The organism is Microbacterium sp. SORGH_AS_1204 (assembly GCF_030818935.1).
Lineage (GTDB): Bacteria > Actinomycetota > Actinomycetes > Actinomycetales > Microbacteriaceae > Microbacterium.
The window spans coordinates 2,403,952-2,427,047 of record NZ_JAUTBD010000001.1 but is presented as its reverse complement, the minus strand read 5'-3'; the positions used below and the strand labels follow the sequence as shown (position 1 = coordinate 2,427,047).

At 71.1% G+C, this 23,096-nt stretch carries 16 protein-coding genes and 1 pseudogene; 14 read left to right on the top strand and 3 right to left on the bottom strand.

Going from position 1 to position 23,096, the window contains the following annotated elements; genetic code table 11:
• Window positions 1-58: 58 nt before the first annotated feature.
• The 6 genes and pseudogenes from QE410_RS11175 (at window position 59) to rbfA (ending at window position 8,416) form a co-directional block, all read left to right on the top strand.
• Window positions 59-2,558: pseudogene (locus tag QE410_RS11175) on the top strand (glycogen/starch/alpha-glucan phosphorylase).
• A 138-nt stretch (window positions 2,559-2,696) separates the two neighbouring features.
• Window positions 2,697-3,299: an HD domain-containing protein gene (locus QE410_RS11170; protein ID WP_307331794.1), complete on the top strand. Its 603-nt coding sequence runs from the start codon at window positions 2,697-2,699 to the stop codon at window positions 3,297-3,299.
• 229 nt (window positions 3,300-3,528) lie between these two features.
• Window positions 3,529-4,518 carry a transcription termination factor NusA gene (gene nusA, locus QE410_RS11165; RefSeq protein WP_307331791.1) on the top strand — a complete coding sequence of 330 codons (990 nt, stop codon included), beginning with the start codon at window positions 3,529-3,531 and terminating at the stop codon, window positions 4,516-4,518.
• Between the two features lie 33 nt (window positions 4,519-4,551).
• Window positions 4,552-4,803, top strand: coding sequence for a YlxR family protein (locus QE410_RS11160; RefSeq protein ID WP_307331788.1), 252 nt, complete (start codon window positions 4,552-4,554; stop codon window positions 4,801-4,803).
• Window positions 4,804-4,897: 94 nt separating this feature from the next.
• Window positions 4,898-7,726: a translation initiation factor IF-2 gene (gene infB, locus QE410_RS11155; protein WP_175456645.1), complete on the top strand. Its 2,829-nt coding sequence runs from the start codon at window positions 4,898-4,900 to the stop codon at window positions 7,724-7,726.
• A 222-nt stretch (window positions 7,727-7,948) separates the two neighbouring features.
• A complete protein-coding gene (gene rbfA / locus QE410_RS11150) occupies window positions 7,949-8,416 on the top strand; it encodes a 30S ribosome-binding factor RbfA (protein WP_307331783.1) in 468 nt (155 codons plus the stop codon).
• A gap of 218 nt (window positions 8,417-8,634) precedes the next feature.
• Here the strand turns inward: rbfA and QE410_RS11145 are convergent, their stop codons facing one another.
• A complete protein-coding gene (locus QE410_RS11145) occupies window positions 8,635-9,513 on the bottom strand; it encodes an A/G-specific adenine glycosylase (RefSeq protein ID WP_307331781.1) in 879 nt (292 codons plus the stop codon).
• 546 nt (window positions 9,514-10,059) lie between these two features.
• On the opposite strand from QE410_RS11145, the gene QE410_RS11140 reads away from it, so the two are divergent.
• From QE410_RS11140 to QE410_RS11120, 5 genes are all read left to right on the top strand, one after another.
• Window positions 10,060-10,560, top strand: a complete 501-nt coding sequence (locus QE410_RS11140) for a hypothetical protein (RefSeq protein ID WP_307331778.1) — start codon at window positions 10,060-10,062, stop codon at window positions 10,558-10,560.
• Window positions 10,560-11,444, top strand: coding sequence for a tRNA pseudouridine(55) synthase TruB (gene truB / locus QE410_RS11135; RefSeq protein ID WP_307331775.1), 885 nt, complete (start codon window positions 10,560-10,562; stop codon window positions 11,442-11,444). Before QE410_RS11140 ends, truB begins: the two co-directional genes overlap by 1 nt.
• A complete protein-coding gene (locus QE410_RS11130) occupies window positions 11,441-11,809 on the top strand; it encodes a hypothetical protein (protein WP_058232244.1) in 369 nt (122 codons plus the stop codon). The genes truB and QE410_RS11130 overlap by 4 nt, the downstream gene beginning before the upstream one ends.
• A gap of 215 nt (window positions 11,810-12,024) precedes the next feature.
• On the top strand, window positions 12,025-12,444 hold the full coding sequence (locus QE410_RS11125) for a hypothetical protein (protein ID WP_058232245.1): 420 nt from the start codon (window positions 12,025-12,027) through the stop codon (window positions 12,442-12,444).
• Window positions 12,441-13,385, top strand: a complete 945-nt coding sequence (locus tag QE410_RS11120; protein ID WP_307334491.1) for a bifunctional riboflavin kinase/FAD synthetase — start codon at window positions 12,441-12,443, stop codon at window positions 13,383-13,385. The genes QE410_RS11125 and QE410_RS11120 overlap by 4 nt, the downstream gene beginning before the upstream one ends.
• A gap of 201 nt (window positions 13,386-13,586) precedes the next feature.
• Here the strand turns inward: QE410_RS11120 and QE410_RS11115 are convergent, their stop codons facing one another.
• Window positions 13,587-14,942 carry an MFS transporter gene (locus tag QE410_RS11115; protein WP_307334489.1) on the bottom strand — a complete coding sequence of 452 codons (1,356 nt, stop codon included), beginning with the start codon at window positions 14,940-14,942 and terminating at the stop codon, window positions 13,587-13,589.
• Between the two features lie 323 nt (window positions 14,943-15,265).
• Between QE410_RS11115 and QE410_RS11110 the strand changes: the two genes are divergently transcribed.
• The 3 genes from QE410_RS11110 to QE410_RS11100 all read left to right on the top strand — a co-directional run bounded on the left by QE410_RS11110 (window position 15,266) and on the right by QE410_RS11100 (window position 21,957).
• Window positions 15,266-17,812 (top strand): cation-translocating P-type ATPase, encoded by a 2,547-nt coding sequence (locus QE410_RS11110; protein ID WP_307331769.1) that lies wholly within the window; start codon window positions 15,266-15,268, stop codon window positions 17,810-17,812.
• Between the two features lie 457 nt (window positions 17,813-18,269).
• Complete coding sequence (locus QE410_RS11105; RefSeq protein WP_307331766.1) at window positions 18,270-20,429, top strand: DEAD/DEAH box helicase; 2,160 nt, start codon at window positions 18,270-18,272, stop codon at window positions 20,427-20,429.
• 499 nt (window positions 20,430-20,928) lie between these two features.
• Window positions 20,929-21,957, top strand: coding sequence for a 6-phosphofructokinase (locus tag QE410_RS11100; protein WP_307331763.1), 1,029 nt, complete (start codon window positions 20,929-20,931; stop codon window positions 21,955-21,957).
• Window positions 21,958-22,114: 157 nt separating this feature from the next.
• Here the strand turns inward: QE410_RS11100 and QE410_RS11095 are convergent, their stop codons facing one another.
• Window positions 22,115-23,008, bottom strand: a complete 894-nt coding sequence (locus QE410_RS11095) for a hypothetical protein (RefSeq protein ID WP_307331760.1) — start codon at window positions 23,006-23,008, stop codon at window positions 22,115-22,117.
• Window positions 23,009-23,096: the final 88 nt, after the last annotated feature.

Genomic DNA, 23,096 nt, shown 5'->3' with positions numbered 1-23,096 from the left:
ATCATGTGTCATGGCCGTTGCCGTCTTGGCAGTGCGGCGCGGGACTCATTACGGTCGGATGGTGCCCGAGAACACCTCAGAGCTGCGTCCCACCCACCCGTTGGCCATCGCGCCCGTCGTCTCCCCCGCGGCATCCGTCGACGGTTTCGCCAAACAGTTCCTGCAGAACCTGAACTTCGACCAGGGCGTGACGCTGTCGACCTCCGACGTCAACGATCAGTACCTGGCCCTGGCGTACACGGTCCGCGACTACCTCATGGCGCGGTGGTTCGACGATCGGGCGAAGCAGAAGACGCAGCAGGCGAAGACCGTGTGCTACCTCTCCGCCGAATACCTGCTGGGCCGCCAGCTCGACAACAACCTGCTCGCCGCGCGACTGACCGACATCGCGACCGAGGCGCTCGCCCAGTGCGGCATCGACATCGACGACCTCCGCCAGGTCGAGATCGAGCCCGGGCTCGGCAACGGCGGCCTCGGTCGCCTGGCCGCGTGCTTCATCGACTCGCTCGCCACCATGAGCGTGCCCACGATCGGCTACGGCATCCGCTACGAGTACGGCATCTTCCGCCAGGGCCTTCGCCGACGGGCAGCAGGTCGAGCAGCCCGACGCGTGGCTGCGCATGGGCTCGCCGTGGGACTTCGCCCACCCCGAGGCCGCGCAGACCATCTCGTTCGCCGGCACCACCGAGACCTACGACGACGACGGCGTCGAGCGCACCCGCTGGGTGCCCGAGTGGAACGTGCTCGCGGTGCCCTACAACATGATGGTCCCCGGCTACCACAACGGCCGGGTCAACACCCTGCGCCTGTGGCGCGCGGTGGCCACGAACGCCTTCGACCTGCACACCTTCAACTCCGGCGACTACGTCCAGTCGGTGCGCGCGCAGACCTTCGCCGAGAACATCTCGAAGGTGCTCTACCCCGAGGACTCCACGCCCCAGGGCAAGGAGCTGCGTCTGCAGCAGCAGTACTTCTTCGTCGCGGCATCCATCGCCGACTTCATCGAGAACGTCCTGCCCGACGACTTCGACCTCGACGACCTGCCCGAGCGCGTCATCTTCCAGCTCAACGACACGCACCCGGTCATCGGCGTACCCGAGCTCATGCGCGTGCTCGTCGACGAGAAGAAGCTCGAGTGGGATGCCGCGTGGGCCATCACCCAGAAGTGCTTCGCGTACACGTGCCACACGCTGCTTCCCGAGGCCCTCGAGGTGTGGTCGGTCGACCTGCTCGGACGACTCCTGCCGCGCCACCTCGAGATCATCTACCGCATCAACGACGAGTTCCTCCTCGAGGTGCGCGAGCGCTTCGGCGACGACGAGATGCTCATCCGCAACATGTCGATCATCGGCGAGCACCCGTACCGGTCGGTGCGCATGGCCTACCTCGCCACGGTCGCCGGGTCGAAGGTCAACGGCGTCGCCGAGCTGCACTCGCAGCTGCTGCGCGACAACGTGCTCAAGGACTTCGCCGAGATGTGGCCCGACAAGTTCACCAACGTCACCAACGGCGTGACGCCCCGCCGCTTCCTGCGTCTGGCCAACCCCGAGCTGTCGAGCCTCATCACCGAGGCTCTCGGCGCGGGTTGGACCGTCGACCTCGAGCGCTTGCGGGGGCTCGAGGCCCTCGCGGACGACGCCGATTTCCGCGAGAGGTTCGCCGCCGTGAAGGCCTCGAACAAGCGCCGCCTGAGCCGTGTGCTCGAAGCGCGCGGTGAGGCTCCGCTCGACGACGGTCACCTGCTCGACGTGATGATCAAGCGTCTGCACGAGTACAAGCGGCAGACGCTGAAGGTGCTGCACATCGTCAGCACCTACGAGGGCATCGTCTCGGGCCGCCTGGACGTCGACGACGTGCAGGCGCGCACCTTCCTCTTCGGTGCCAAGGCCGCCCCGGGCTACGGCATGGCCAAGCGCATCATCCACCTCATCAACGCCGTCGGCGAGGTCGTGAGCGCCGACGAGCGCGTCAAGGGCAAGCTGAAGGTGCTGTACCCGGCGAACTACAACGTCACCCTCGCCGAGAGCATCATCCCGGCCGCCGACCTGTCGGAGCAGATCTCGCTCGCCGGCAAAGAGGCATCGGGCACCGGCAACATGAAGCTCGCCCTCAACGGCGCGCTCACCATCGGCACCGACGACGGCGCGAACGTCGAGATCCGCAAGCTGGTCGGCGACGACAACTTCTTCCTGTTCGGTATGAGCGAGCCCGAGGTCGAAGCCCTCTGGGCCGAGGGCTACCGCCCCGCCGACTTCTACCAGGAAGACGACGACCTGCGCCGCGCGATCGACCTCATCGCGTCCGGCGCGTTCTCGAACGGCGACCGCACGGTGTTCGAGCCGCTCGTGTCGAACCTGCTCTACGACGACCGGTTCATGGCGCTCGCCGACTTCCGTTCGTACCTCGACGCGCAGGACCGGGTCGACGCGGCCTACGCCGATCAGGACGCGTGGGTGCGCTCGGCGATCCTCAACGTCGCGCGCAGCGGCTACTTCTCCTCCGACCGGGCGATGCGCGACTACCTCGACCGCATCTGGCACGCGACGCCCGTCAATTGAGCCGTTCCGGATGCCGCGGCCCCGGCGCCGCGGCATCCGGAACGCTCTGACAGGAATGCGTCGCAGTCTGGCGGTCGTCGCGCTGCCGCGCGGCGGCGACCTGCGCGAGAGTGGTGCTCACCCGACCCCGGAGGCCGCATGCGCATCGCCGACATCCCCGTGCCCGACACCGTCGCCGCGCGCGGCGCGCTCGCCCTCGCGCAGCAGTTCCAGTCGCCCGCGATCACCGCGCACGCCCTGCGCTCCTGGCTCTGGGCCGAGGCGTTCGCGCGCGTCGACGGCATCCACGACGTCGATCACGAGTTGCTGTACGTCTCGGCGGTGCTGCACGACATCGGCACCGTGCGCGAGTTCGACAACCACACGATCTCGTACGAGCACGCCGGAGGTTACGTGGGCGTGGCTCTCACCGCGGGTGCGGGCTGGGCTCTCGAGAGGCGACAGCGCGTGCTCGACGTGATCGTGCGACACAACTGGCCGAGCGTGGATCCGGAGCTGGATGCCGAGGGCTACCTGCTCGAGACGGCGACCGCGCTCGACATCTCCGGCGCCCGGCCCGACGCTCTGCCCGAGGGATTCGTCGTCGAGGTGCTGACCGCGCACCCCCGCGGCTCGCTCGCCGCCGAGTTCGGGGCCTGCGTCGTCGACCAAGCCGCGCGAAAGCCCGAGACCGCGGCGCGCCGGCTCGTCGACGGGGGAGTGGTGCACAAGCTCGCGGCTAACCCGCTGGAACGGCTCTGACCCGTCCGAGGGTCAGACGACGAGTTCGACCGCGACCCCGACGGCCTCGTAGGTTCCGCGTGCTCGGGCGTCGCAGAACCGAGGAGGTTTCGACGGCCGCATGACCGCTCAGTCTCCGTTCGCGGCATCCGTCCTCCCTCGTGAGTCGCGCAGCCGACGAGATGGCGGGTATCGTAGGAGGGTTGTCGGCGCCGGTCGCGTCGACGAAAGCTGAACAACGGAGGGCCTTGTGGACATCGATCTCGCACTTCTGAAGACGATCGAACGCGAGAAGGAGATCCCCTTCGACGAACTCGCGCGCATCATCGAGCAGGCGATCCTCACCGCCTATGCCAAGCACATCTCGCCCAGCGGCGAGATCCCGGCGGGCGCGCGCGCCTCGCTCGACCGCAAGACCGGTCACGTGGGCATCTTCACTCCCGTCACCGACGACGAGGGCGCCGTCATCGGCGAAGAGGAGCAGGCCCCCGACGACTTCGGCCGCATCGCCGCGTTCGCCGCGAAGCAGGTCATCAGCCAGCGTCTGCGCGACATCGCCGACGACGCCGTGCTGGGGGAGTTCAAGGGCAAAGAAGGCGACATCGTCGCCGGCGTCGTGCAGCAGGGGCCGAACCCGCGCATGGTGCACGTCGACCTGGGTACCGTCGAGGCCATCCTCCCGCCCGAGGAGCAGGTTCCGGGCGAGACCTACGCGCACGGCTCCCGCCTGCGCGTCTACGTCACCAGCGTCGCCAAGGGCAACAAGGGGCCGCAGATCACCGTGTCGCGCACCCACCCCGGGCTCGTCCGCAAGCTCTTCGCGCTCGAGGTGCCCGAGATCGCCGCGGGTCTCGTCGAGATCGTGTCGCTCGCCCGCGAGGCGGGCCACCGCTCGAAGATCGCCGTCAAGGCCAACGACCCGACGGTCAACGCCAAGGGCGCCTGCATCGGTGAGCTCGGCCGCCGCGTCCGCGCGGTGACGGAAGAGCTCGCGGGCGAGAAGATCGACATCATCGACTACGACGCCGAACTGCCGCGCTTCGTCGCGAACGCCCTGTCGCCCGCCAAGGTGACGTCGTCGTTCGTGCTCGACGCCTCGACGAAGGCCGTGCGCGCCCTGGTGCCCGACTACCAGTTATCCCTCGCCATCGGCAAAGAGGGGCAGAACGCGCGCCTGGCCGCCAAGCTGACCGGCGCGAAGATCGACATCCAGCCCGACAGCATCCTCGAAGACAACTGAGCGTCCGTCGTCCCGGTGGCGGCGAGGTGTACGATGGAACCAGTACGAACGTGCGTCGGATGCCGCGCACGCGCCCCCCGATCATCGCTTCTGCGCGTGGTCGCCGATGGATCGATCCTCGTCGCTGACGAGAGAGCGGTCCTGCCGGGCCGGGGAGCGTGGGTGCACGAGACGGACGCGTGCGTGGGGAAAGCTCTCACGCGTCGTGCCTTCGTACGAGCATTGCGTGTGTCAGGCCCGCTTGACACGCAGACCTTCGAATCAACCCTCCAGCGAAAAGGCTGAACGGCTATGGACACGAAGTGAACGGCTCGAAATGAGACCCGTCCGCAACTAACGGTCTGCCCTGTCCGGGGTAGACCCCTCAGACAGGAGAATTGTGGCAAAACCACGCGTGCACGAGATCGCTTCCGAGCTCGGCGTCGACAGCAAGGTCGCGCTTGCGAAGCTGAAGGAGCTCGGCGAGTTCGTCAAGAGCCCCTCATCCACCATCGAGCCCCCCGTGGCTCGTAAGCTCCGCGCCGCCCTCGCGGCCGAGAGCTCGTCGGGATCCTCGGATGCCAAGCCCGCCGCTCCCGCGGCGCGGCCCGCGTCCGGCGCCCGCCCCGGTCCGGCGCGTCCCGCCGCGACCCCCGGTGCCCGTCCCTCGGGCCCCACGCCCGGGCCCGCGAAGCCCGCCGCTCCGGCCGCGCCCGCGGCCGCCCCGGCACCGGCAGCGCCGGCGCCCGCGGCATCCGCCCCCGCTCCCGCGGCCCCGGCGGAGAAGACCGCTGCGCCCGCGCCGAAGACCCCGTCGTCGCCGCCGAGCCCCGGCTCCGTCGCCCCGACCCCCGGTGCCGGTGCCCCCAAGCCCGGCCCCAGCGCGCCCCCGCGCCCGGGCGGTGCCCGTCCGGGCAACAACCCCTTCGCGTCGTCGCAGGGCATGGGCCAGCGCCCCTCGGGCCCGCGTCCCGGCAACAACCCCTTCGCCTCGGCGCAGGGCATGGGCCAGCGTCCCACTCCCGGCAACATCCCGCGTCCGCAGGCTCCGCGTCCGGGTGCCCCGCGTCCCGGCGCTCCGCGTCCCGGTGGCGCCGGTCGTCCCGGTGGCGGCGGTCGTCCCGGCGCTCCGTTCCAGCAGCGTCCCGGCGGTCCCGGTCGTCCCGGCGGCGCCGGTGGCGGCTTCCAGCGTCCCGGCGGCGCACCCGGTGCTCCGGGCGGCGGCGGTTTCGCCGGTCGTCCCGGCGGTGGTGGCGGTCGCGGTCGCGGCCCCGGCGGTGGTACCGCGGGTGCCTTCGGCAAGGGCGGCGGCAAGAGCAAGCAGCGCAAGTCGCGTCGGGCGAAGCGGCAGGAATTCGAGATGCGGTCGGCGCCGGTCGTCGGCGGCGTCAACGTCTCGAAGGGCAACGGCGAGATCATCCGCCTGCGTCGCGGTGCGTCCATCGCCGACTTCGCCGACAAGCTCGAGGCCCTGCGCGGCTACAACGTGCAGCCCGGCACGCTCGTGACCATCCTGTTCAACCTGGGCGAGATGGCCACCGCGACCGAGTCGCTCGACGAGGCCACCTTCGAGGTGCTCGGTGCCGAGCTCGGCTACAAGATCCAGATGGTCTCGCCCGAGGACGAAGACAAAGAACTCCTCGAGGGCTTCGGTCTCGACCTCGATGCCGAGCTCGAGGCCGAGAGCGAGGACGATCTCGAGATCCGTCCTCCCGTGGTCACCGTCATGGGCCACGTCGACCACGGTAAGACGCGACTGCTCGACGCCATCCGCCAGACCAACGTGGTCGCGGGCGAAGCCGGCGGCATCACGCAGCACATCGGTGCGTACCAGATCTGGACCGAGCACGAGGGCATCGAGCGCGCGATCACCTTCATCGACACCCCGGGTCACGAGGCGTTCACCGCCATGCGTGCCCGCGGTGCGCAGGTGACCGACATCGCGATCCTCGTGGTCGCGGCCGACGACGGCATCATGCCGCAGACGGTCGAGGCGCTGAACCACGCCCAGGCGGCGAACGTGCCGATCGTGGTCGCGGTCAACAAGGTCGACAAGCCCGACGCCAACCCCGCCAAGGTGCGCCAGCAGCTCACCGAGTACGGTCTCGTCGCCGAGGAGTACGGCGGCGACGTCATGTTCGTCGACGTCTCGGCCCGACAGAACCTCAACATCCAGGCCCTTCTGGATGCGGTCCTGCTCACCGCCGACGCCGGTCTCGACCTCACGGCCAACCCGAACAAGGCGGCCCGCGGTGTCGCGATCGAAGCGAAGCTCGACAAGGGTCGCGGTTCGGTCGCCACGGTGCTCATCCAGTCCGGAACGCTGCGCGTCGGCGACGCGATCGTCGCGGGAACGGCGTACGGCCGCGTCCGCGCGATGATGGACGAGAACGGCGAAGCGGTCGAAGAGGCCTACCCGTCGCGTCCCGTGCAGGTGCAGGGTCTCAACTCGGTCCCCCGAGCCGGCGACGTGTTCATCGTCACCGAAGAAGACCGCACCGCGCGCCAGATCGCCGAGAAGCGTGAGGCTGCCGAGCGCAATGCCCAGCTGGCCAAGGCCCGCAAGCGCATCTCGCTCGAGGACTTCACCCGCGCTCTCGAAGAGGGCAAGGTCGAGTCGCTCAACCTCATCATCAAGGGCGACGTGTCGGGTGCCGTCGAGGCGCTCGAAGAGTCGCTGCTCAAGATCGAGGTCGACGACAGCGTCCAGCTGCGCATCATCCACCGCGGTGTGGGTGCGATCACCGAGTCGGACATCAACCTGGCCACGATCGACAACGCGATCGTGATCGGCTTCAACGTGCGCCCCGACACCAAGGCCCGCGAGCGCGCCGCCCGCGAGGGTGTCGACGTGCGGTTCTACTCCGTCATCTACAACGCGATCGACGACGTCGAGCAGTCGCTCAAGGGCCTGCTCAAGCCGGAGTTCGAAGAGGTGCAGTCGGGTGTCGCCGAGATCCGCGAGGTGTTCCGCTCCTCGAAGTTCGGCAACATCGCCGGTGTCATCGTGCGGTCGGGAACGATCACGCGCAACGCCAAGGCCCGCGTCATCCGCGACGGTGTCGTGCTGGCCGACGGCCTGGCCATCGAGTCGCTGCGCCGCTTCAAGGACGACGTCACCGAAGTCCGCACGGACTTCGAGTGCGGTATCGGCCTGGGCAAGTTCAACGACATCCAGGTCGGCGACGAGATCGAAACGACGGAACTCGTCGAGAAGCCGCGAGGCTGATCCACGGGGCGGGGGTCGCACCTATGGGTGCGGCTCCCGCTTCGGCCTGCGGCGGCGTGTGCCTCCGAGAGCAGAGCGGGGCCCCTACCCCGATGCTCCCGGAGGCACACGCCGCCTCCGGCCTACGCTGGGTGCGGCTCCCCTCGGTGGGACCCCCGCCCGGTGGGACGAGCCACGGGGCACTCGTACTCGCGGCGGTATAGGGAAGAGAAGGAGAAGGACGTGGCAGGAGAGCGACAGGCCCGGGTGGCGGACCGCATCCGCGTGGTGCTGGCCGAGCGGCTCGAGAAGGGGCTGCGCGACCCGCGGCTCGGATTCGTGACCATCACCGACGTGCGCGTCACCGGTGACCTGCAGCGCGCGTCGGTGTTCTACACCGTCATGGGCGACGAGGCGCACCGCGCCGACACCGCCGCCGCGCTGAAGTCGGCGACCGGCATGCTGCGCAGCGAGGTGGGAAAGCACCTCAACACGCGTCTCACGCCGTCACTGGAGTTCATCCTCGACGCCATCCCCGAGAACGCCGATCACATCTCCGCGCTGCTGCGCGAGGCCCGTGAACGCGACGAATCCGTGGCCGCGACGGCCGCGTCGGCGACGTACGCCGGCGATGCCGACCCGTACGTCAAGCCGCGCGAGCACGACGAAGACGACGACCTCGACACCGACGAAGACGACGCCCGGGCCTGAGCCCGCGCCGACGCACGGCCGGATGCCGCCCGGAGCGGGTGGCATCCGGCCGTTCGCCGTATCCGGGCGTGCACGCGTGACGCGGTGTCGGACGGCGTTCGCCGCGTCGCGCGTCGAGTGAATCGCGTCGCCGTCCGGGCACGACGAGGCCGCGGCCGTCTCCCGCTGCGGGCGGCATGCGGGCGTGCAAAGAGCCACGGCCGGGCGCGACCCGCGGATCAGGATGCCGGGTGGCCCGGCAAGCGCAGCACGTCGTCGACCGCCTCGGCCAAACCATCGGAGACCAGCGAGTCGATCGCGCGGTCCCGTTGCGCGGCATCCGGCCAGTCGGGCAGCACCGCGAACACCGGGACGGCGTCGGGGGCGGCATCACGCAGCACCCTGAGCACCGCACCGCGAGCCTGCCGATCACTGCCTTCGTAGGTCGCCTGCCGGCGGCGCCGGTCCTCCGACTCCGGGTAGCCCGCCGCGCGCCAGGCGCAGAGGCCGGCGAGCGGGCACACATCGCATTTCGGCGACCGTGCGGTGCACACGATCGCGCCGAGCTCCATCGCCGCAGCGTTCACGATCGCCGCCTCCGCGACGTCGTCGGGGAGTTCGGCATCCATCCGCTCCAGATCGCGGCGATGCGGGGGGCCGGGCTGCGCGCTGCCCTCGACGGCGCGAGCGAGCACGCGGCGGGTGTTGGTGTCGACCACCGGATGCCGATCCCCGTACGCGAACACCGCGACGGCGCGCGCGGTGTAGTCGCCGATGCCGGTCAGCGCGAGGAGCGCGTCTACGTCGCGGGGCACCACTCCGTCGTGCCGGTCGCGGATCTCGACCGCCGCCCGATAAAGCCACAGCGCGCGCCGCGGGTAGCCGAGGTTGGCCCATTGGGTCACGGCGTCGCCGGGAGGGGAGGCCGCCAGATCGGCCGGGGTCGGCCAGCGGGTGAGCCACGCCTCGAGGTGCGGGATGACGCGGGCCACCGGGGTCTGCTGCAGCATGAACTCACTGACGAGGGTGCCCCATGCTCCGAACCCCTCGCGGCGCCAGGGGAGGTCACGCGCCGCGTCGCGGTACCACGCGATGAGCGGGGCGGCGAGTTGTGGCATCCGTTCAGCCTACGGTCGCCGACGCGGGGCGGGCGTCGCGCCGAAACGCCGTTCGCGGGCAGAAACGCGGGGAGGAGGCGTTTGTGCGTGTGGATCGTGTTTATCGCAGGGTGGGGCGGGTTCGACGCCCGGGCGGGGAGTGTTCGCGCGGGGCGGTTCGGCGAGGGCGCAGAAACGCCGTTCGCGGGCAGAAACGCGGGGAGGAGGCGTTTCTGCGTGTGGATCGCGTTTATCGCAGGGTGGGGCGGGTTCGCGCCCGGGCGGGGAGTGTTCGCGCGGGGCGGTTCGGCGAGGGCGCAGAAACGGCGTTTGCGGGCAGAAACGCGGGGACGGCGCGTTTCTGCGTGTGGATCGCGTTTATCGCAGGGTGGGGCGGGTTCGCGCCCGGGCGGGGAGTGTCCGCGCGGGGCCGTTCGGCGAGGGCGCAGAAACGGCGTTTGCGGGCAGAAACGCGGGGACGGCGCGTTTCTGCGTGCGGATCGCGTTTATCGCAGGGAGGGGCACGCGCTTCGCGATCGTGCCTGGTCGCGAAAGTAGGCTGGGAGCATGTCCAGCGAGCACGACGTCGAGACCCTGCAGCGGAGCCTGCGCGACCTTCTCCGGCAGAACGCCCGCGCGGGACGGGTGGTCGTCGCCGTCGACGCGCTGGATGCCGACGAGGCAGGGCGCTTCGCCGACGCCTTCGCCGCGGTGCTCGGCGAGGACGGAACGGCGGTCTTCCGGGCGAGAGCCGTCGACGGAGCCGATGTGCGCGGCGACCTCGTCCAGCCGTTCCGCGCCGGGGAACCGTTCGCCGATGTCGAGGGCGCACCCGCCGACGCGGTGCTCGTCGTCTCCGGACGCCTCCTCCACACCCCCGAGGTGCGGGGCCTGTGGAACTACTCGATCTGGCTCGAGAGCAACCCGCCGATCGGTGCGCCCCGCCCCGAACTCCCGGATGCCGAGAAGCACTACCTCCGCACGTCGCGGCCGAAGGCGGCGGCGTCGGCGATCGTCGAGAACTCCGACCCCGCCCACCCGGTGCAGGTGTTCGGGGACTTCTGCTGATGGCGCGTCCCGGCATCCTCCTGGTCGACAAACCGGGAGGCATCACCAGTCATGACGTGGTGTCGCGGGCGCGGCGCGCGCTCGGCACCCGCAAGATCGGGCACGCGGGAACCCTCGACCCCATGGCGACCGGGCTGCTCGTGCTCGGCGTCGAGGGCGCGACCCGACTGCTCACCTACATCGTCGGCGCCGACAAGACGTATGAGGCGACGATCCTGCTGGGCGTCGCGACCGACAGCGACGACGCCGACGGGGTCGAGACCGCGCGAGCGGATGCCACCGCCGTCACCGACGACGCCATCGCCGCGGGCATCGCCGACCTCACCGGCGAGCTCGACCAGGTGCCGAGCACGGTGTCGGCGATCAAGGTCGCCGGGCGCCGCGCGTACGACCTCGCGCGCGCGGGCGAGGAGGTCGTCCTGAAGGCGCGGCGCGTGACCGTCTCGCGCTTCGACATCCTCGACACCCGCCGCGGCGACGGCGTCATCGAGCTCGACGTGGTCGTCGACTGCGCGAGCGGCACCTACATCCGCGCGCTCGCGCGCGATCTGGGCCGCGCCCTCGGCGTGGGCGGTCACCTGACGGCGCTGCGCCGAACGCGTATCGGCGCCTTCGACGTCGCCGCCGCGGCATCCGTCGACGACATCGCCGAGGAGCGCCTCGTGAATCCCGCGACCGCCGCCTCGGTCGTGGTGGGCGCCATCGCCGTCGGCGCCGACGAAGCGCGCGACCTGCGCCACGGCAAGCGCATCGACGGCGGGGGACGCCTCACGGGATCCGTCGCCGCCGCGATCGACCCGGACGGGCAGCTGGTGGGCATCGTCGAGAAGCGCGGGGCGCAGCTCAAGAGCGTCATGAACATGCCCGAGGAGGCCGCCCGATGATCCTGTGGTTCACGCTCGCGCAGGTCGGCGTCGCCGTGCTCGCGGGCCTCGTCGCGATCACCGCGGGCCTGATCGGCCGTCGTCCCGGAGACGTGACGGTCGGTTCGCTCGCGCTGATCGAACTGCTGCTGATCGCGCAGATCGTCGTCGCGATCATCGCGCCGTTCGCGGGCAACCCGCCGACGGGCAGCCTGCTGGAGTTCTGGACCTACCTCGTGTCGGCGGCGCTTGTGCCGATCGCGGGCGCGGCGTGGGCGCTGCTCGAACGCAGCCGCTGGAGCACCGTCGTCATGGGCGTCGCCGCCCTCGCCGTCGCCGTGATGGTGTGGCGCATGCACCAGATCTGGACCGTGCAGATCGCCTGACGGCCGGATGCCGCGGTGCCCGCGCGCGGGGCCTCCGGTCCCTTCGACGGGCTCAGGGACCTGAGGAGCGCCGGCGGGCAGAGGGAGGCGAGGCGGAAGCTCAGAACGTCGGGAGGTGACTGAGCATGTCGAAGCCCCCGGTCGCTGCGCCCGTCGAAGCCATAGGCGCCGGACGCCGGGCGGCGGGGGCGCGGGCGAACTAGAATCGAGGGGTCATGGCATCCACCACTCCCACCCGCACCCGGGGGATGACCGGCATCGGCCGTGTCCTCGTCGTCGTCTACGGCATCATGGCGCTGGCCGCCACGGGCCGCTCGTTCGTGCAGATCGCGCGCGAGTTCGACGACGCCCCGCTGGCTTATTCGCTGTCGGCGCTCGCCGCGGTCGTCTACATCCTCGCGACCCTCGCGCTGATCTTCTCGGCGCGGCCCGCCTGGTACCGCGTGGCGTGGATCGCGATCGGCTTCGAGCTGGTCGGCGTGCTCGTCGTCGGCACGCTGAGCCTGGTCGACCCGGCGCTGTTCCAGCACCCCACCGTCTGGTCGGTATACGGCTACGGCTACCTGTTCATCCCTCTCGTGCTGCCGTTCCTGGGGCTCTGGTGGCTGATGCGTCACCGTCGGGCGACGACGTGATCGTGTTCCGTGATCCCGCGGAGATCCCCGCGGGTTTCGGGCCGTCGGTCGTCGCGATCGGCAAGTTCGACGGCGTGCACACCGGCCACCGTGCGGTCATCGACCGCGCGCGCGTCGACGCCTCCGACGGCGCCGAGGTGGTCGCGGTGACCTTCGACCGCAATCCGCTCAGCGTCCTGCGTCCCGATCGCTGCCCGCCCGATGTGATCGGCCCGCATCAGAAGCTCGACCTGCTCGAACGCGCCGGAGTGGATGCCACCCTGCTGCTGACCTTCGACGACGCTCTCGCGTCGATCCCGGCGGAGGAGTTCGTGCGCGGCATCCTCGTCGACGCCCTGAACGCGCGGACGGTGCTGGTCGGCCGCGACTTCCGCTTCGGTGCCGCCGGGGTGGGCGACCCCGCCCTTCTCGAGCGCATGGGCGCCGAGCACGGCTTCCGCGTCGACGTCGTCGATGATGTGCGCGCCGTGCACGCCGACCGGCGCGTGTCGTCGACCTGGATCCGCGAGGCGCTGAGCGCGGGAGACGTCACCACCGCCGCACGTCTGCTCGGTCGCGCTCCGTCGGTCTGGGGCGAGGTGGTCCACGGCCTCAAGCGCGGGCGCGAGCTGGGCTACCCGACCGCCAACCTCTCCCACGACCTCGAGGGCTTCGTACCCGCCGACGGCGTCTACGCCGGCTGGCTCGTCGACGTCGACGGGACACGTCGCATCAGCTATCCGGCCGCGATCAGCGTGGGCACGAATCCGACGTTCGATGACGTGCACGCCCGGCAGGTCGAGGCGTACGTCCTGGACGAGACCGACCTCGACCTGTACGGCCACCACGTCGAGGTGCGCTTCGTCGAGCGCGTCCGCGGGATGACGGCGTTCGACGGCATCGACGCGCTGCTGGTGCAGATGGCCGACGACGTGGAGCGCACGCGCGCGATCCTGCGCTGAGGCGTCGCGCGCCTCGGCGGGGTGCGCCCCGGGTGCCGGGCCCTGGGGTGCGCCCCGGGCTCTGAGGCGTCGTTCCAGCAGTGACTTGCGGCGTGTGCTCGTGGGGATGCGTGTGGGGCGGGCGTTCGCCACAAGTCACGGTGGGCTGGGCGTGCTCGCGGCGCGAGTCACGAGGGGGCGGGGGCGCACGTGCGCGGGAGGTCAGTCCGCGCGCGACAGGTGATTGCGGATGCCGAGGAACGACGCCGCGCCGCCGAGCACCATCAGCGCGGCGGTGACGATGGCCGCGCGATGGAAGCCGTCGAGGTCGAGCGCGCCGCCGACGACCGCCGACACGGCGGCGATCGCGAGGAGCCCCGCGACGCGCGACACGGCATTGTTGACCGCCGAGGCGATACCCGATCTCTCGCTCTCGATCGCGCCGAGCACGGCGGCCGTGAGCGGGGAGACGGTCGCGGTCAGACCCAGGCCGAAGACGACGATGCCGGGGAGCACCTGCGTCCAGTAGTCGAACTGGTCGCCGACGCTGAGCAGCAGGAGCGATCCCACGGCCATCACGAGCGGCCCGAGCGTCATGAACAGCCGGGGGCCGTAGCGACCGGCCAGGGAGCCCATGCGCGAGCTCAGCACGATCATCAGGATCGTGCTGGGCAGCGACGCGAGCCCCGCGAGGGTGGCGGGCAGCCCCGCGCCCTGCTGCAGGTACACGCTCACGACGAAGCCGTTGAGCGACAGAGCGGCGTAGACGAAGACCGTGGCGAGGTTGCCGGCCCAGAAGTTGCGCGAGCGGAAGAGATCCAGCGGCATCATCGGGTCGCGGGCGAGTCGCTGCCGCACGAGGAAGCCCGCGAAGGCGGCGGCGCCGATGAGTCCCGGCATCCAGATCACGGGGGAGGCCCACCCGAGGTTCGGCTGCTCGATCAGCGCGAACACCACGCCGCCGAGACCCGCCGCGCACAGCACGGCCCCGACCACGTCGACGCGGGCGCCGGGGCGACGGTGGTCGCGATGGCCCAGGCGCGCCAGCAGGCACATCGTCACGGCGATCGGCAGGACGTTGACCAGGAAAACCAGGCGCCACGACAGCGTGTCGACGAACACACCGCCGATGAGCGGACCGGCGATCATCGCGACGGTGGTGGCGCCGGTCCAGATGCCGATCGCGCGCGCCTGGGCGGGTCCGCGAAAGGTGGAGGTGATGAGCGCGAGGGAACTCGGGACCAGCAGTGCTCCCGCGATGCCCTGCAGCGCCCGCGCCACGATGAGGAATTCGGCCGTCGGCGCAGCGGCGATCGCAACCGACGTGATGCCGAAACCGATCAAGCCGACCCGCAGCACGACCACGCGGCCGAAGACGTCGCTGAGGGACCCGGCGACGAGGATGAACGCGCCCAGCGTGACGAGGTACGCGTCGACGACCCACTGCTGGGTCGACAGGCCCCCGCCGAGGTCTGCGGCGATGGCGGGGAGCGCGACGGTGACGACGGTGCCGTCGAGGAACGACACGAACGAGGCGAGCACGGCGATGGCGAGTACGGTGCGCTGCTCGCGCGTCATCGTCTCGGCCACTCTTCCAGCGTAGGGTCGCGCGGCCGCGCGAGGGCGGATGGCGGGCACGCGGAGGGGACATGGCCGCGGGAGGCGGGAGCCACGGCGGAGCGGTCGGCCGCACCGCGGTGCGCAGCTGCGGACTGTCCGCGACGCGCGGGTGCAGGGGCGCCTGTGCCGGGACAGGACGCAGGAGATCCGGTCTCCGTGGCGCACCACGACGCGCCGAGCGACGGCTCGACCGGCGAGACTCCTGCATCGTGTCGGGCGACCGGGCGAGGAATACCCCCAGGGGGTATCCTGCTTAAGACGAGGTGACCGGAGAGGAAGCCATGAGCGAGAACACGGATGCCGCCGCACCCACCGCCGAGGCGGTGCTCGACATCGAGGGCCTGACGTGCGCGAGCTGCGTCGCCCGGGTCGAGAAACGGCTGGGCCGCGTCGAGGGCGTCACGGCCGCCGTGAATCTCGCGACCGAGACCGCCCGGGTGCGGTATCCCGCCGGGCTCGATACCGCGGCGCTCGTCGGCGCTGTCCGGGCCGCGGGCTATGACGCGACCGTGCGAGCGCGCGGTGGGGCGCGCACGACCGGCGGCCCCTCGTCGGCCACCGCGGAACCGACTCGGGATGCCGAGACGCCGGCGCCCCGTGCCGTGCCTGTTCCGGCGCCCGGCGGCGAGATCGACGCGACGACCGGTCGCTCGCTCGACTCGGCTTCTGCTCCGCCGCTCTCTCCTCACCCGGCAGCGGCGTTCGCCCCCGGCGAGCGCGAGTCTGCTCGCGCACACGAGGTTGCCGCCGGCGCCCATGCGCACGCGTCGGGCGACGAGAACGTTTCCGGCGCCCACAGCACCGCACCCGGCGCCCACGAGCATGCGTCGGCCGACACGCACGCCCACGTGCACGACACGGCCGACGCCCCCGGCACGACCCCGCTCCGCGTGCGCCTGTGGGTGTCGCTCGGACTCGCCGTGCCGGTGGTCACTCTGGGCATGATCCCGGCATGGCAGTTCCCGGGCTGGCAGTGGGTGTCGCTGGTGCTCGCCACCCCCATCGTGCTGTGGGGCGGATGGCCTTTCCACCGTGCGACGCTGCGCAACGCGCGCCACGGCGCCGCCACGATGGACACCCTCATCACCCTCGGCACCTTCGCCGCCTACCTCTGGAGCGTCTGGGCCCTCGTCTTCGGCAGCGCCGGGCGCATCGGCATCCGTCACGAGGTCATGCTGTTCGGCCCCGTGCACGACGCCACGTCGGTGGTCTACTTCGAGGTCGCGGCGGCGGTGACGGTGTTCCTGCTGCTCGGTCGCGTCATCGAGCAACGATCGACACGTCGGGCGGGGGCAGCGCTGCGGGCCCTGCTCGATCTGGGGGCGCGCGAGGCCGAACTCGCCGACGGGCGCCGCATCGACATCGACGCGCTCGCCGTGGACGACGTCTTCGTCGTGCGCCCGGGTGCCACCGTCGCCACCGACGGTGTCGTGCTCGAGGGGCGCGCGTCGGTCGACGAGAGCATGCTGACCGGCGAATCGTTGCCGGTCGACGTGGGTCCGGGCTCGTCGGTCACGGGCGGCACGATCGCGTCGGGCGGCCGGCTCGTGGTGCGCGCCACGGGCGTCGGCGAGCAGACGCGGCTCGCCCGCATCGCGCGTCTGGTCGAAGACGCGCAACTCGGCAAGAGTCGGGTGCAGCGCCTCGCCGACCGCATCTCGGGCGTGTTCGTGCCCGTGGTCATCGTGTTGGCGGCGCTCACACTCGTCGCCTGGATCGTCGCCGGTCAGCCCGTCGCGGCCGGCTTCACCGCGGCCGTGGCCGTGCTCATCATCGCGTGCCCGTGCGCGCTGGGGCTCGCCACGCCCATCGCGATCCTCGTCGGCACCGGCCGCGGCGCCCAGCTCGGTATCCTGGTCACCGGCCCCGCAGCCCTCGAGTCGGCCGAGCGCATCGACACGATCGTGCTCGACAAGACCGGCACCCTGACCTCGGGTCGCATGAGCGTCGCGCGCGTCACGCCCGCGGAGTCCCAGGATGCCGCTGACGCCCTCCGCCGTATCGCCGCGGTCGAGCGCGGATCGGAGCACCCGGTCGCTCACGCGATCGTCGCGGCGGCGGGGGAGGGGCCCGTGGCGACGGATCTCGAGGCACTTCCCGGGCGCGGCATCACCGGGGTCGTCGACGGGGTGCGCGTTTTCGCCGGGCGTCCCGAACTCGCCGCTGACCTCGGCGCCACGCTGCCGGACGCGCTCGCGGCGGCGGTCGCCGACGGTGAGCAGCGCGGCACGGTGGTCGTGGCCGGATGGGCCGATGCTGCCGGGGCGATGCGCGCGCGGGCGGTGATCGAGGTCGCCGACACCGTCCGGCCCGAGAGCGCCCGTGCCGTCGCAGAGCTTCGCGCGATGGGTCTCGAGCCGGTGCTCCTCACCGGCGACAACCCGCATGTCGCCGGAGCCGTCGCGGCCGAGCTCGGCATCGACCGGGTGCGCGCGGGGGTGCTGCCCGAGGGCAAGCTCGCCGAGATCGCGGCCCTGCGCGCCGACGGACGCACCGTCGCCATGGTCGGCGACGGGGTCAACGACGCCGCCGCTCTGGCATCCGCTGATCTGGGAATCGCCATGGGAGGAGGGACCGATGCCGCGCTGCACGCCAGCGACGTGGCCCTCATGCGCGACGACCCACGCGGCATCGTCACCGCGGTGCGCCTCAGCCGACGCACGATGCGCGTCATCCGCGGCAATCTCTTCTGGGCGTTCGCGTACAACGTCGCGGCTCTTCCGCTGGCGGCCCTCGGGCTGCTGAACCCGATGATCGCGGGCGCGGCCATGGCGTTCTCGAGCGTGTTCGTGGTGCTCAACAGCCTTCGTCTGCGCCGGGCGGTGTGAGGGCGCCCGGGTCTCTGCGCGCTCGCGGTGCGTCCGGCTGCAGGGGTCGGGGCGGGATCGGCCGTTCGGGGCGGGATCGGCCGTTCGGGGCGGGATCGGCGGTTCGGGGCGGGATCGGCGGTTCGGGGCGGGATCGGCGGTTCGGGGCGAGATCGGCGGTTCGGGGCGGGATCGGCCGCTTGGGGCGGGACCGGCCGTTCGGGGCGGGAACAACCCGCCCCGAACGGCGAAACACGCCCCGAACCGCACAGGACCGACGCTCCACCGGCCGAGGCCGCTAGAATAGGGACGATCCCGACATCCGCTGTCTCGCGAACCGTTCCGGCGAAGACGCGTTGCGGGTCGCCGACACCGCTTCTCCGGCGGCGGTTCGAGCGACGTCATCCCGGGGTCACTGATCCACCGGCATTCGCCGGACGCTCCGGACTGTCATCCGGACGACACGCTCAGGAGGAGCATGCCGACCACGGCAACCGCCGCCCGTAGCTCGAACCAGCGGCGCAGAAAGACCACGTCATCCCGACGCGACGACGAAGCCCCCGTCATCCCGATCCTCGCCCGCAAGGTGCGCGAGGTCGAGGCGAAGGCGCAGCGCGGCAAGCTCGGGCCCACCAACCGCGTCAAGTTCCAGGTGATCGCCTTCCTCGTCCGCGAGGAGCGCGCCCGGGTCAAGGCCGACACCGAGATCACCGACGCCGCCCGCGCCGAGCTGCTGAAGCGTCTCGACGGTGTGGCGACGATCCTCGCGAAGACCGCCGCGCGCGACACCTCGCTCATCCAGTTGCTCGAGGTCGACCAGGCCACCTCGCCCGTCGCCCGCCGTATGCGCCGCGACTGGCTGCTGGAGTCCGGTGCCGAGCTGCCGCCCGACGAGCTGATCATCACCGACAACACGCCCAAGATCGCCCCGGTCGTGCCGGCGGCGCTCGCTGAGAAGCAGGTCGTTCCGGCATCCATCGAGGCGCGCCAGATGGCCAACCCCTTCCTCGCGCCCGACCTCACGCCACGCCCGACCGGCGACGCCCCGCGCCGCCGCCTCGACGGCTGGGAGCTGATGGGGCCGCTGTACAAGGCGTTCGAGACCGGCGCCGGCGGGTCGGCCGCCAGCATGGACCTGCCGCCCGTGCCCGAGTTCGACCGGCTGTCGCCGCGCGGGCTCGAGGTCATGCCGCACCAGTCGCGCTTCCTCGAGGCCGTCCGCCTGGGTCACCGCTCGTTCCTGCTCGCCGACGAGCCGGGCCTCGGCAAGACCGCGGAGTCGGTGCTGGCGGCATCCGTCGCCGACGCGTACCCGCTGCTCGTCGTCGTCCCGAACGTCGTCAAGATGAACTGGGCACGCGAGGTGCAGCGCTGGACGCCGCAGCGCCGCGCCACCGTCATCTCCGGTGGCGGCGCCGACATCGATGCCTTCGCCGACGTGTTCATCGTCAACTACGAGATCCTCGACCGGCACCTCTCGTGGCTGTCGTCGATCGGCCTCAAGGGCGTCGTCGTCGACGAGGCGCACTTCATCAAGAACCTCACCTCGCAGCGCTCGCAGAACGTGCTCGCCCTGGCATCCCGTGTGCGCCAGCAGACGCGCGACCCGCTCATGCTCGCCCTCACCGGTACACCGCTGATCAACGACGTCGAGGACTTCGACGCGATCTGGCGCTTCCTCGGCTGGACCAACGGCGAGAAGCCCGGTCCCGAGCTGATGGAGAAACTGGATGCCACGGGCCTGACACCCGCCGACAAGGCGTTCTACCCCGAGGCGCGCGAGGCCGTGATCTCGATGGGCATCGTGCGGCGCAAGAAGAAGGACGTCGCCGCCGACCTACCCGACAAGCTCGTGGCCGACCTCCCCGTCGAGCTCGACGACGAGTACGGGCGGTCGATCCGTCAGGCCGAGCGCGAGCTCGGCGCGCGGCTGGCGGCGAAGTACCGCCGCATCCTCGAGGCGCGCGGTGACCGGGGCCTCGCCCCCGGCGAGATCGACGACGACATCGTCCGCCTCGTCGCCCACGGCGAGCTCGAGGAGTCCAAGGCCGCGGGCTCGGGCAGCGAGAACGTCTTCACGATGGTCCGCCGCATCGGTCAGGCCAAGGCGCACCTCGCCGCCGACTACGCCGTGCAGCTGCAGCGCTCCGTCGGTAAGGTCGTGTTCTTCGCCAAGCACATCGACGTGATGGATGCCGCGGAGGCCCACTTCAAGGCATCCGGTCTCAAGGCGGTCTCGGTGCGCGGCGAGCAGACCTCGACCGCGCGCCAGGCCGCGATCGACGCGTTCAACACCGACCCCGATGTCGGGATCGCGGTGTGTTCGCTCACCGCCGCCGGCGTCGGCCTGAACATGCAGGCAGCGTCGAACGTCGTGCTCGCGGAACTGTCGTGGACCGCCGCCGAGCAGACGCAGGCCATCGACCGCGTGCACCGCATCGGCCAGGAGGAGCCCGTCACCGCGTGGCGCATCATCGCCGCACACACGATCGACACGAAGATCGCCGAGCTGATCGACTCGAAGGAGGGCCTCGCGGCCCGCGCCCTCGACGGCCAGGCCATCGAGCCGGGTTCGAGCGACTCGGTGCAGCTGTCGGCGCTCATGCACCTGCTGCGTCAGGCGCTCGGCAAGGCCTGACCCGGCTCCTCACGGACGCCCCGGCGCTTCGGCGCCGGGGCGTTCGCGCGCCGCGGAGTGGACGCCCGGGTCGCTTCGGCGCCGGGGCGTTCGCGCGCCGCGGAGTGGACGCCCGGGTCGCTTCGGCGCCGGGGCGTTCGCGCGTCGATCCGGAAATCAAGCGAGCCTCGGCGCGCCGGGACGGTGGCGGAGGCCCCCGGCGGGCGTCGTCACGAGAACAGGGAGGTCGACGAAAACAGGCCGATCGCGGTAGAGACAGCCTGTTCTCGTTGCAATCTCCTGTGTCCGTCACGCCGGCGGGGCAGAACCGGCGCGGATCGCGGCATCCGGTGTGCTCGTCACGCCATGCGCGGCGGGCCGTCGGCGGACGTCGGCGTCGGGTTTGCGGCATCCCTCGCCCCTCCGTCACCGTGTGGCAGCGGTCCCGCCCGCGGCGATAAGGTCGAAGACGGCAACGGCGCCGACCCCACCCGAACCACAGCACTTGAGGACTCTGCCCATGAAGATCGGCATCCTGACCAGCGGCGGCGACTGCCCCGGGCTCAACGCGGTCATCCGTGGCGTCGTGCTCAAGGGCACGACCAACTACGACATCGAGTTCGTCGGCATCCGCGACGGCTGGCGGGGCGTCGTCGACGGCGACTTCTTCCCCCTCACGCGTCACGAGGTGAAGGGGCTGTCCAAGGTCGGCGGCACCATCCTCGGCACGAGCCGCACCAACCCCTACGAGGGTGCGCGCGGCGGCGCCGAGAACATCTCCAAGACGATGTACGGGCACCGACTCGACGGCATCCTGGCCATCGGCGGCGAGGGCACTCTTGCGGCGGCCGACCGCCTGTCGAACGACGGCATCAACGTCATCGGCGTTCCTAAGACGATCGACAACGACCTTCGCGCCACGGACTACTCGTTCGGCTTCGACACCGCCGTCAACATCGCCACGGATGCCATGGACCGCCTGCGCACCACCGGTGACTCGCACCAGCGCTGCATGGTGGCCGAGGTCATGGGCCGGCACGTCGGCTGGATCGCGCTGCACGCCGGTATCGCCGCGGGCGCGCACGTCATCTGCATCCCCGAGGTGCCGATGTCGATCGACGAGATCGTCGAGCAGGTCTCCCGGGCCCACGACCGCGGGCGCGCGCCGCTGGTCGTCGTCTCCGAGGGCTTCAAGCTGACCGGCATGGACGAGGCGTTCAGCGACAAGGGCCTCGACGCCTTCAACCGCCCCCGTCTCGGCGGCATCGGCGAACTGCTCGCGCCCGAGATCGAGCGGCTGACGGGCATCGAGACCCGCGCCACGGTGCTCGGCCACATCCAGCGCGGCGGATCGCCGTCGGCCTTCGACCGTGTGCTCGCGACCCGCCTGGGGTTGCACGCCGCCGACGCGCTGCACGAGGGCGCGTGGGGCCAGATGGTCGCCATGCGCGGCACCGACATCGTGCGCGTGCCCTTCGCCGATGCCCTCGGCGAGCTCAACAGCGTGCCCCTCTACCGCTACGAGGAGGCGGCCGCGCTGTTCGGCTGAGTTTCGCCCGTCGACGCCCCGTCCCGCTTCGCGCGGGGCGGGGCGTCGTGCTGTGTGCGGGGCAGGGCGTTCCCGTCGTGATCGTCCGCGACCCGTCGTGTCCCGATTGGTGCAGTTTACGGAGCCGCAACCGGCACGAAGTGGGACATGCGAACGTTCATCCTCGCCAGCCCGCGCGGCGAAGCGCCTCGCGCACTTTCCGAACCGCTGGTTGGCCGTTCTCGCGCATGTGGTGGGCGAGGATGCGAACGTGCTGCCAGCCGCAGGCACGGATCGCATCCCATCGGTCGGCGTCTCGGGCGAACTGCCGCACGTCCTCGGCATGAACCCGGCCGTCGTACTCCGCTGCGATCCTCCAGTCGGGGTAGGCCAGGTCCAGCTCGGCAAGGAAGGCGCCACGGGCGTCGCGCAGCACCCAGGAGATCTCCGGCGCGGGCAGGCCGTTGCGTGCGAGAACCAGTCGAAGGCGCGTTTCCGCCGGAGATCGGGGACCACGGCGGCTCTGCGCCAGGGCGCGCGCCAGCGCCCGACCGGCGGTATCACCCATCCGTTCAATCTCGGCTCGCAGGTCCTCCACCTCGACGCGTGGGTGTGCGTCCGTGAGAAGGAAGTCGGCTGCGGCGACGAGGTCGTCGATGCCCCACAACGTCGCGCATTGCCGCCAGGCTCGCACGGGATGCTCGACAGGCCACCCTTCCGAGGTGAATGAGACGGCGCGTTCCCGCGTCTGCAGCCGGTGGCCCCGGATGCCGCGGACTCGCGGCTCACGTTGGGGTCGGTGCGCTGATACATGGATGCCGGGCACCCACGGATACGCGGGGAGGGGAGCGCCGAGCAACCCGAGAGCGGTCTCGTGGCTGAAGAACTGTCCCTCGCGCAGTCGCGGGGCGTACTCCGCCGCCCGGCCGCGAAGGTCGGTCAACGGCGGCCGGACAGCGAGGGAGCGCACGCCGGTGTACGGCACCCGCATGCCGACGCGGCGCAGGGCGAAGCGCGAGCGCCCCGTTGCCACGGCATCCCGGACGGAGAAGATCAGTGTGTGGTCGGACATCCCCCGAGGATGCCTGCGCCGCGAATGCGGTAGCGGCGGACGACCGAGATCTGTGGACAACGATCCTCGCGCCGGGGCCGGGGAGGAG

What these genes read in the sequence shown, in the direction of transcription:
- QE410_RS11095 (WP_307331760.1), bottom strand. Translation starts at nt 23,008, where the DNA reads ATGTCCGACCACACACTGATCTTCTCCGTCCGGGATGCCGTGGCAACG.
- QE410_RS11115 (WP_307334489.1), bottom strand. Translation starts at nt 14,942, where the DNA reads ATGACGCGCGAGCAGCGCACCGTACTCGCCATCGCCGTGCTCGCCTCG.
- truB (WP_307331775.1), top strand. Translation starts at nt 10,560, where the DNA reads ATGGCGCGTCCCGGCATCCTCCTGGTCGACAAACCGGGAGGCATCACC.
- QE410_RS11125 (WP_058232245.1), top strand. Translation starts at nt 12,025, where the DNA reads ATGGCATCCACCACTCCCACCCGCACCCGGGGGATGACCGGCATCGGC.
- QE410_RS11145 (WP_307331781.1), bottom strand. Translation starts at nt 9,513, where the DNA reads ATGCCACAACTCGCCGCCCCGCTCATCGCGTGGTACCGCGACGCGGCG.
- QE410_RS11100 (WP_307331763.1), top strand. Translation starts at nt 20,929, where the DNA reads ATGAAGATCGGCATCCTGACCAGCGGCGGCGACTGCCCCGGGCTCAAC.
- QE410_RS11140 (WP_307331778.1), top strand. Translation starts at nt 10,060, where the DNA reads ATGTCCAGCGAGCACGACGTCGAGACCCTGCAGCGGAGCCTGCGCGAC.
- QE410_RS11105 (WP_307331766.1), top strand. Translation starts at nt 18,270, where the DNA reads ATGCCGACCACGGCAACCGCCGCCCGTAGCTCGAACCAGCGGCGCAGA.
- QE410_RS11160 (WP_307331788.1), top strand. Translation starts at nt 4,552, where the DNA reads ATGGAACCAGTACGAACGTGCGTCGGATGCCGCGCACGCGCCCCCCGA.
- QE410_RS11110 (WP_307331769.1), top strand. Translation starts at nt 15,266, where the DNA reads ATGAGCGAGAACACGGATGCCGCCGCACCCACCGCCGAGGCGGTGCTC.
- QE410_RS11130 (WP_058232244.1), top strand. Translation starts at nt 11,441, where the DNA reads ATGATCCTGTGGTTCACGCTCGCGCAGGTCGGCGTCGCCGTGCTCGCG.
- QE410_RS11170 (WP_307331794.1), top strand. Translation starts at nt 2,697, where the DNA reads ATGCGCATCGCCGACATCCCCGTGCCCGACACCGTCGCCGCGCGCGGC.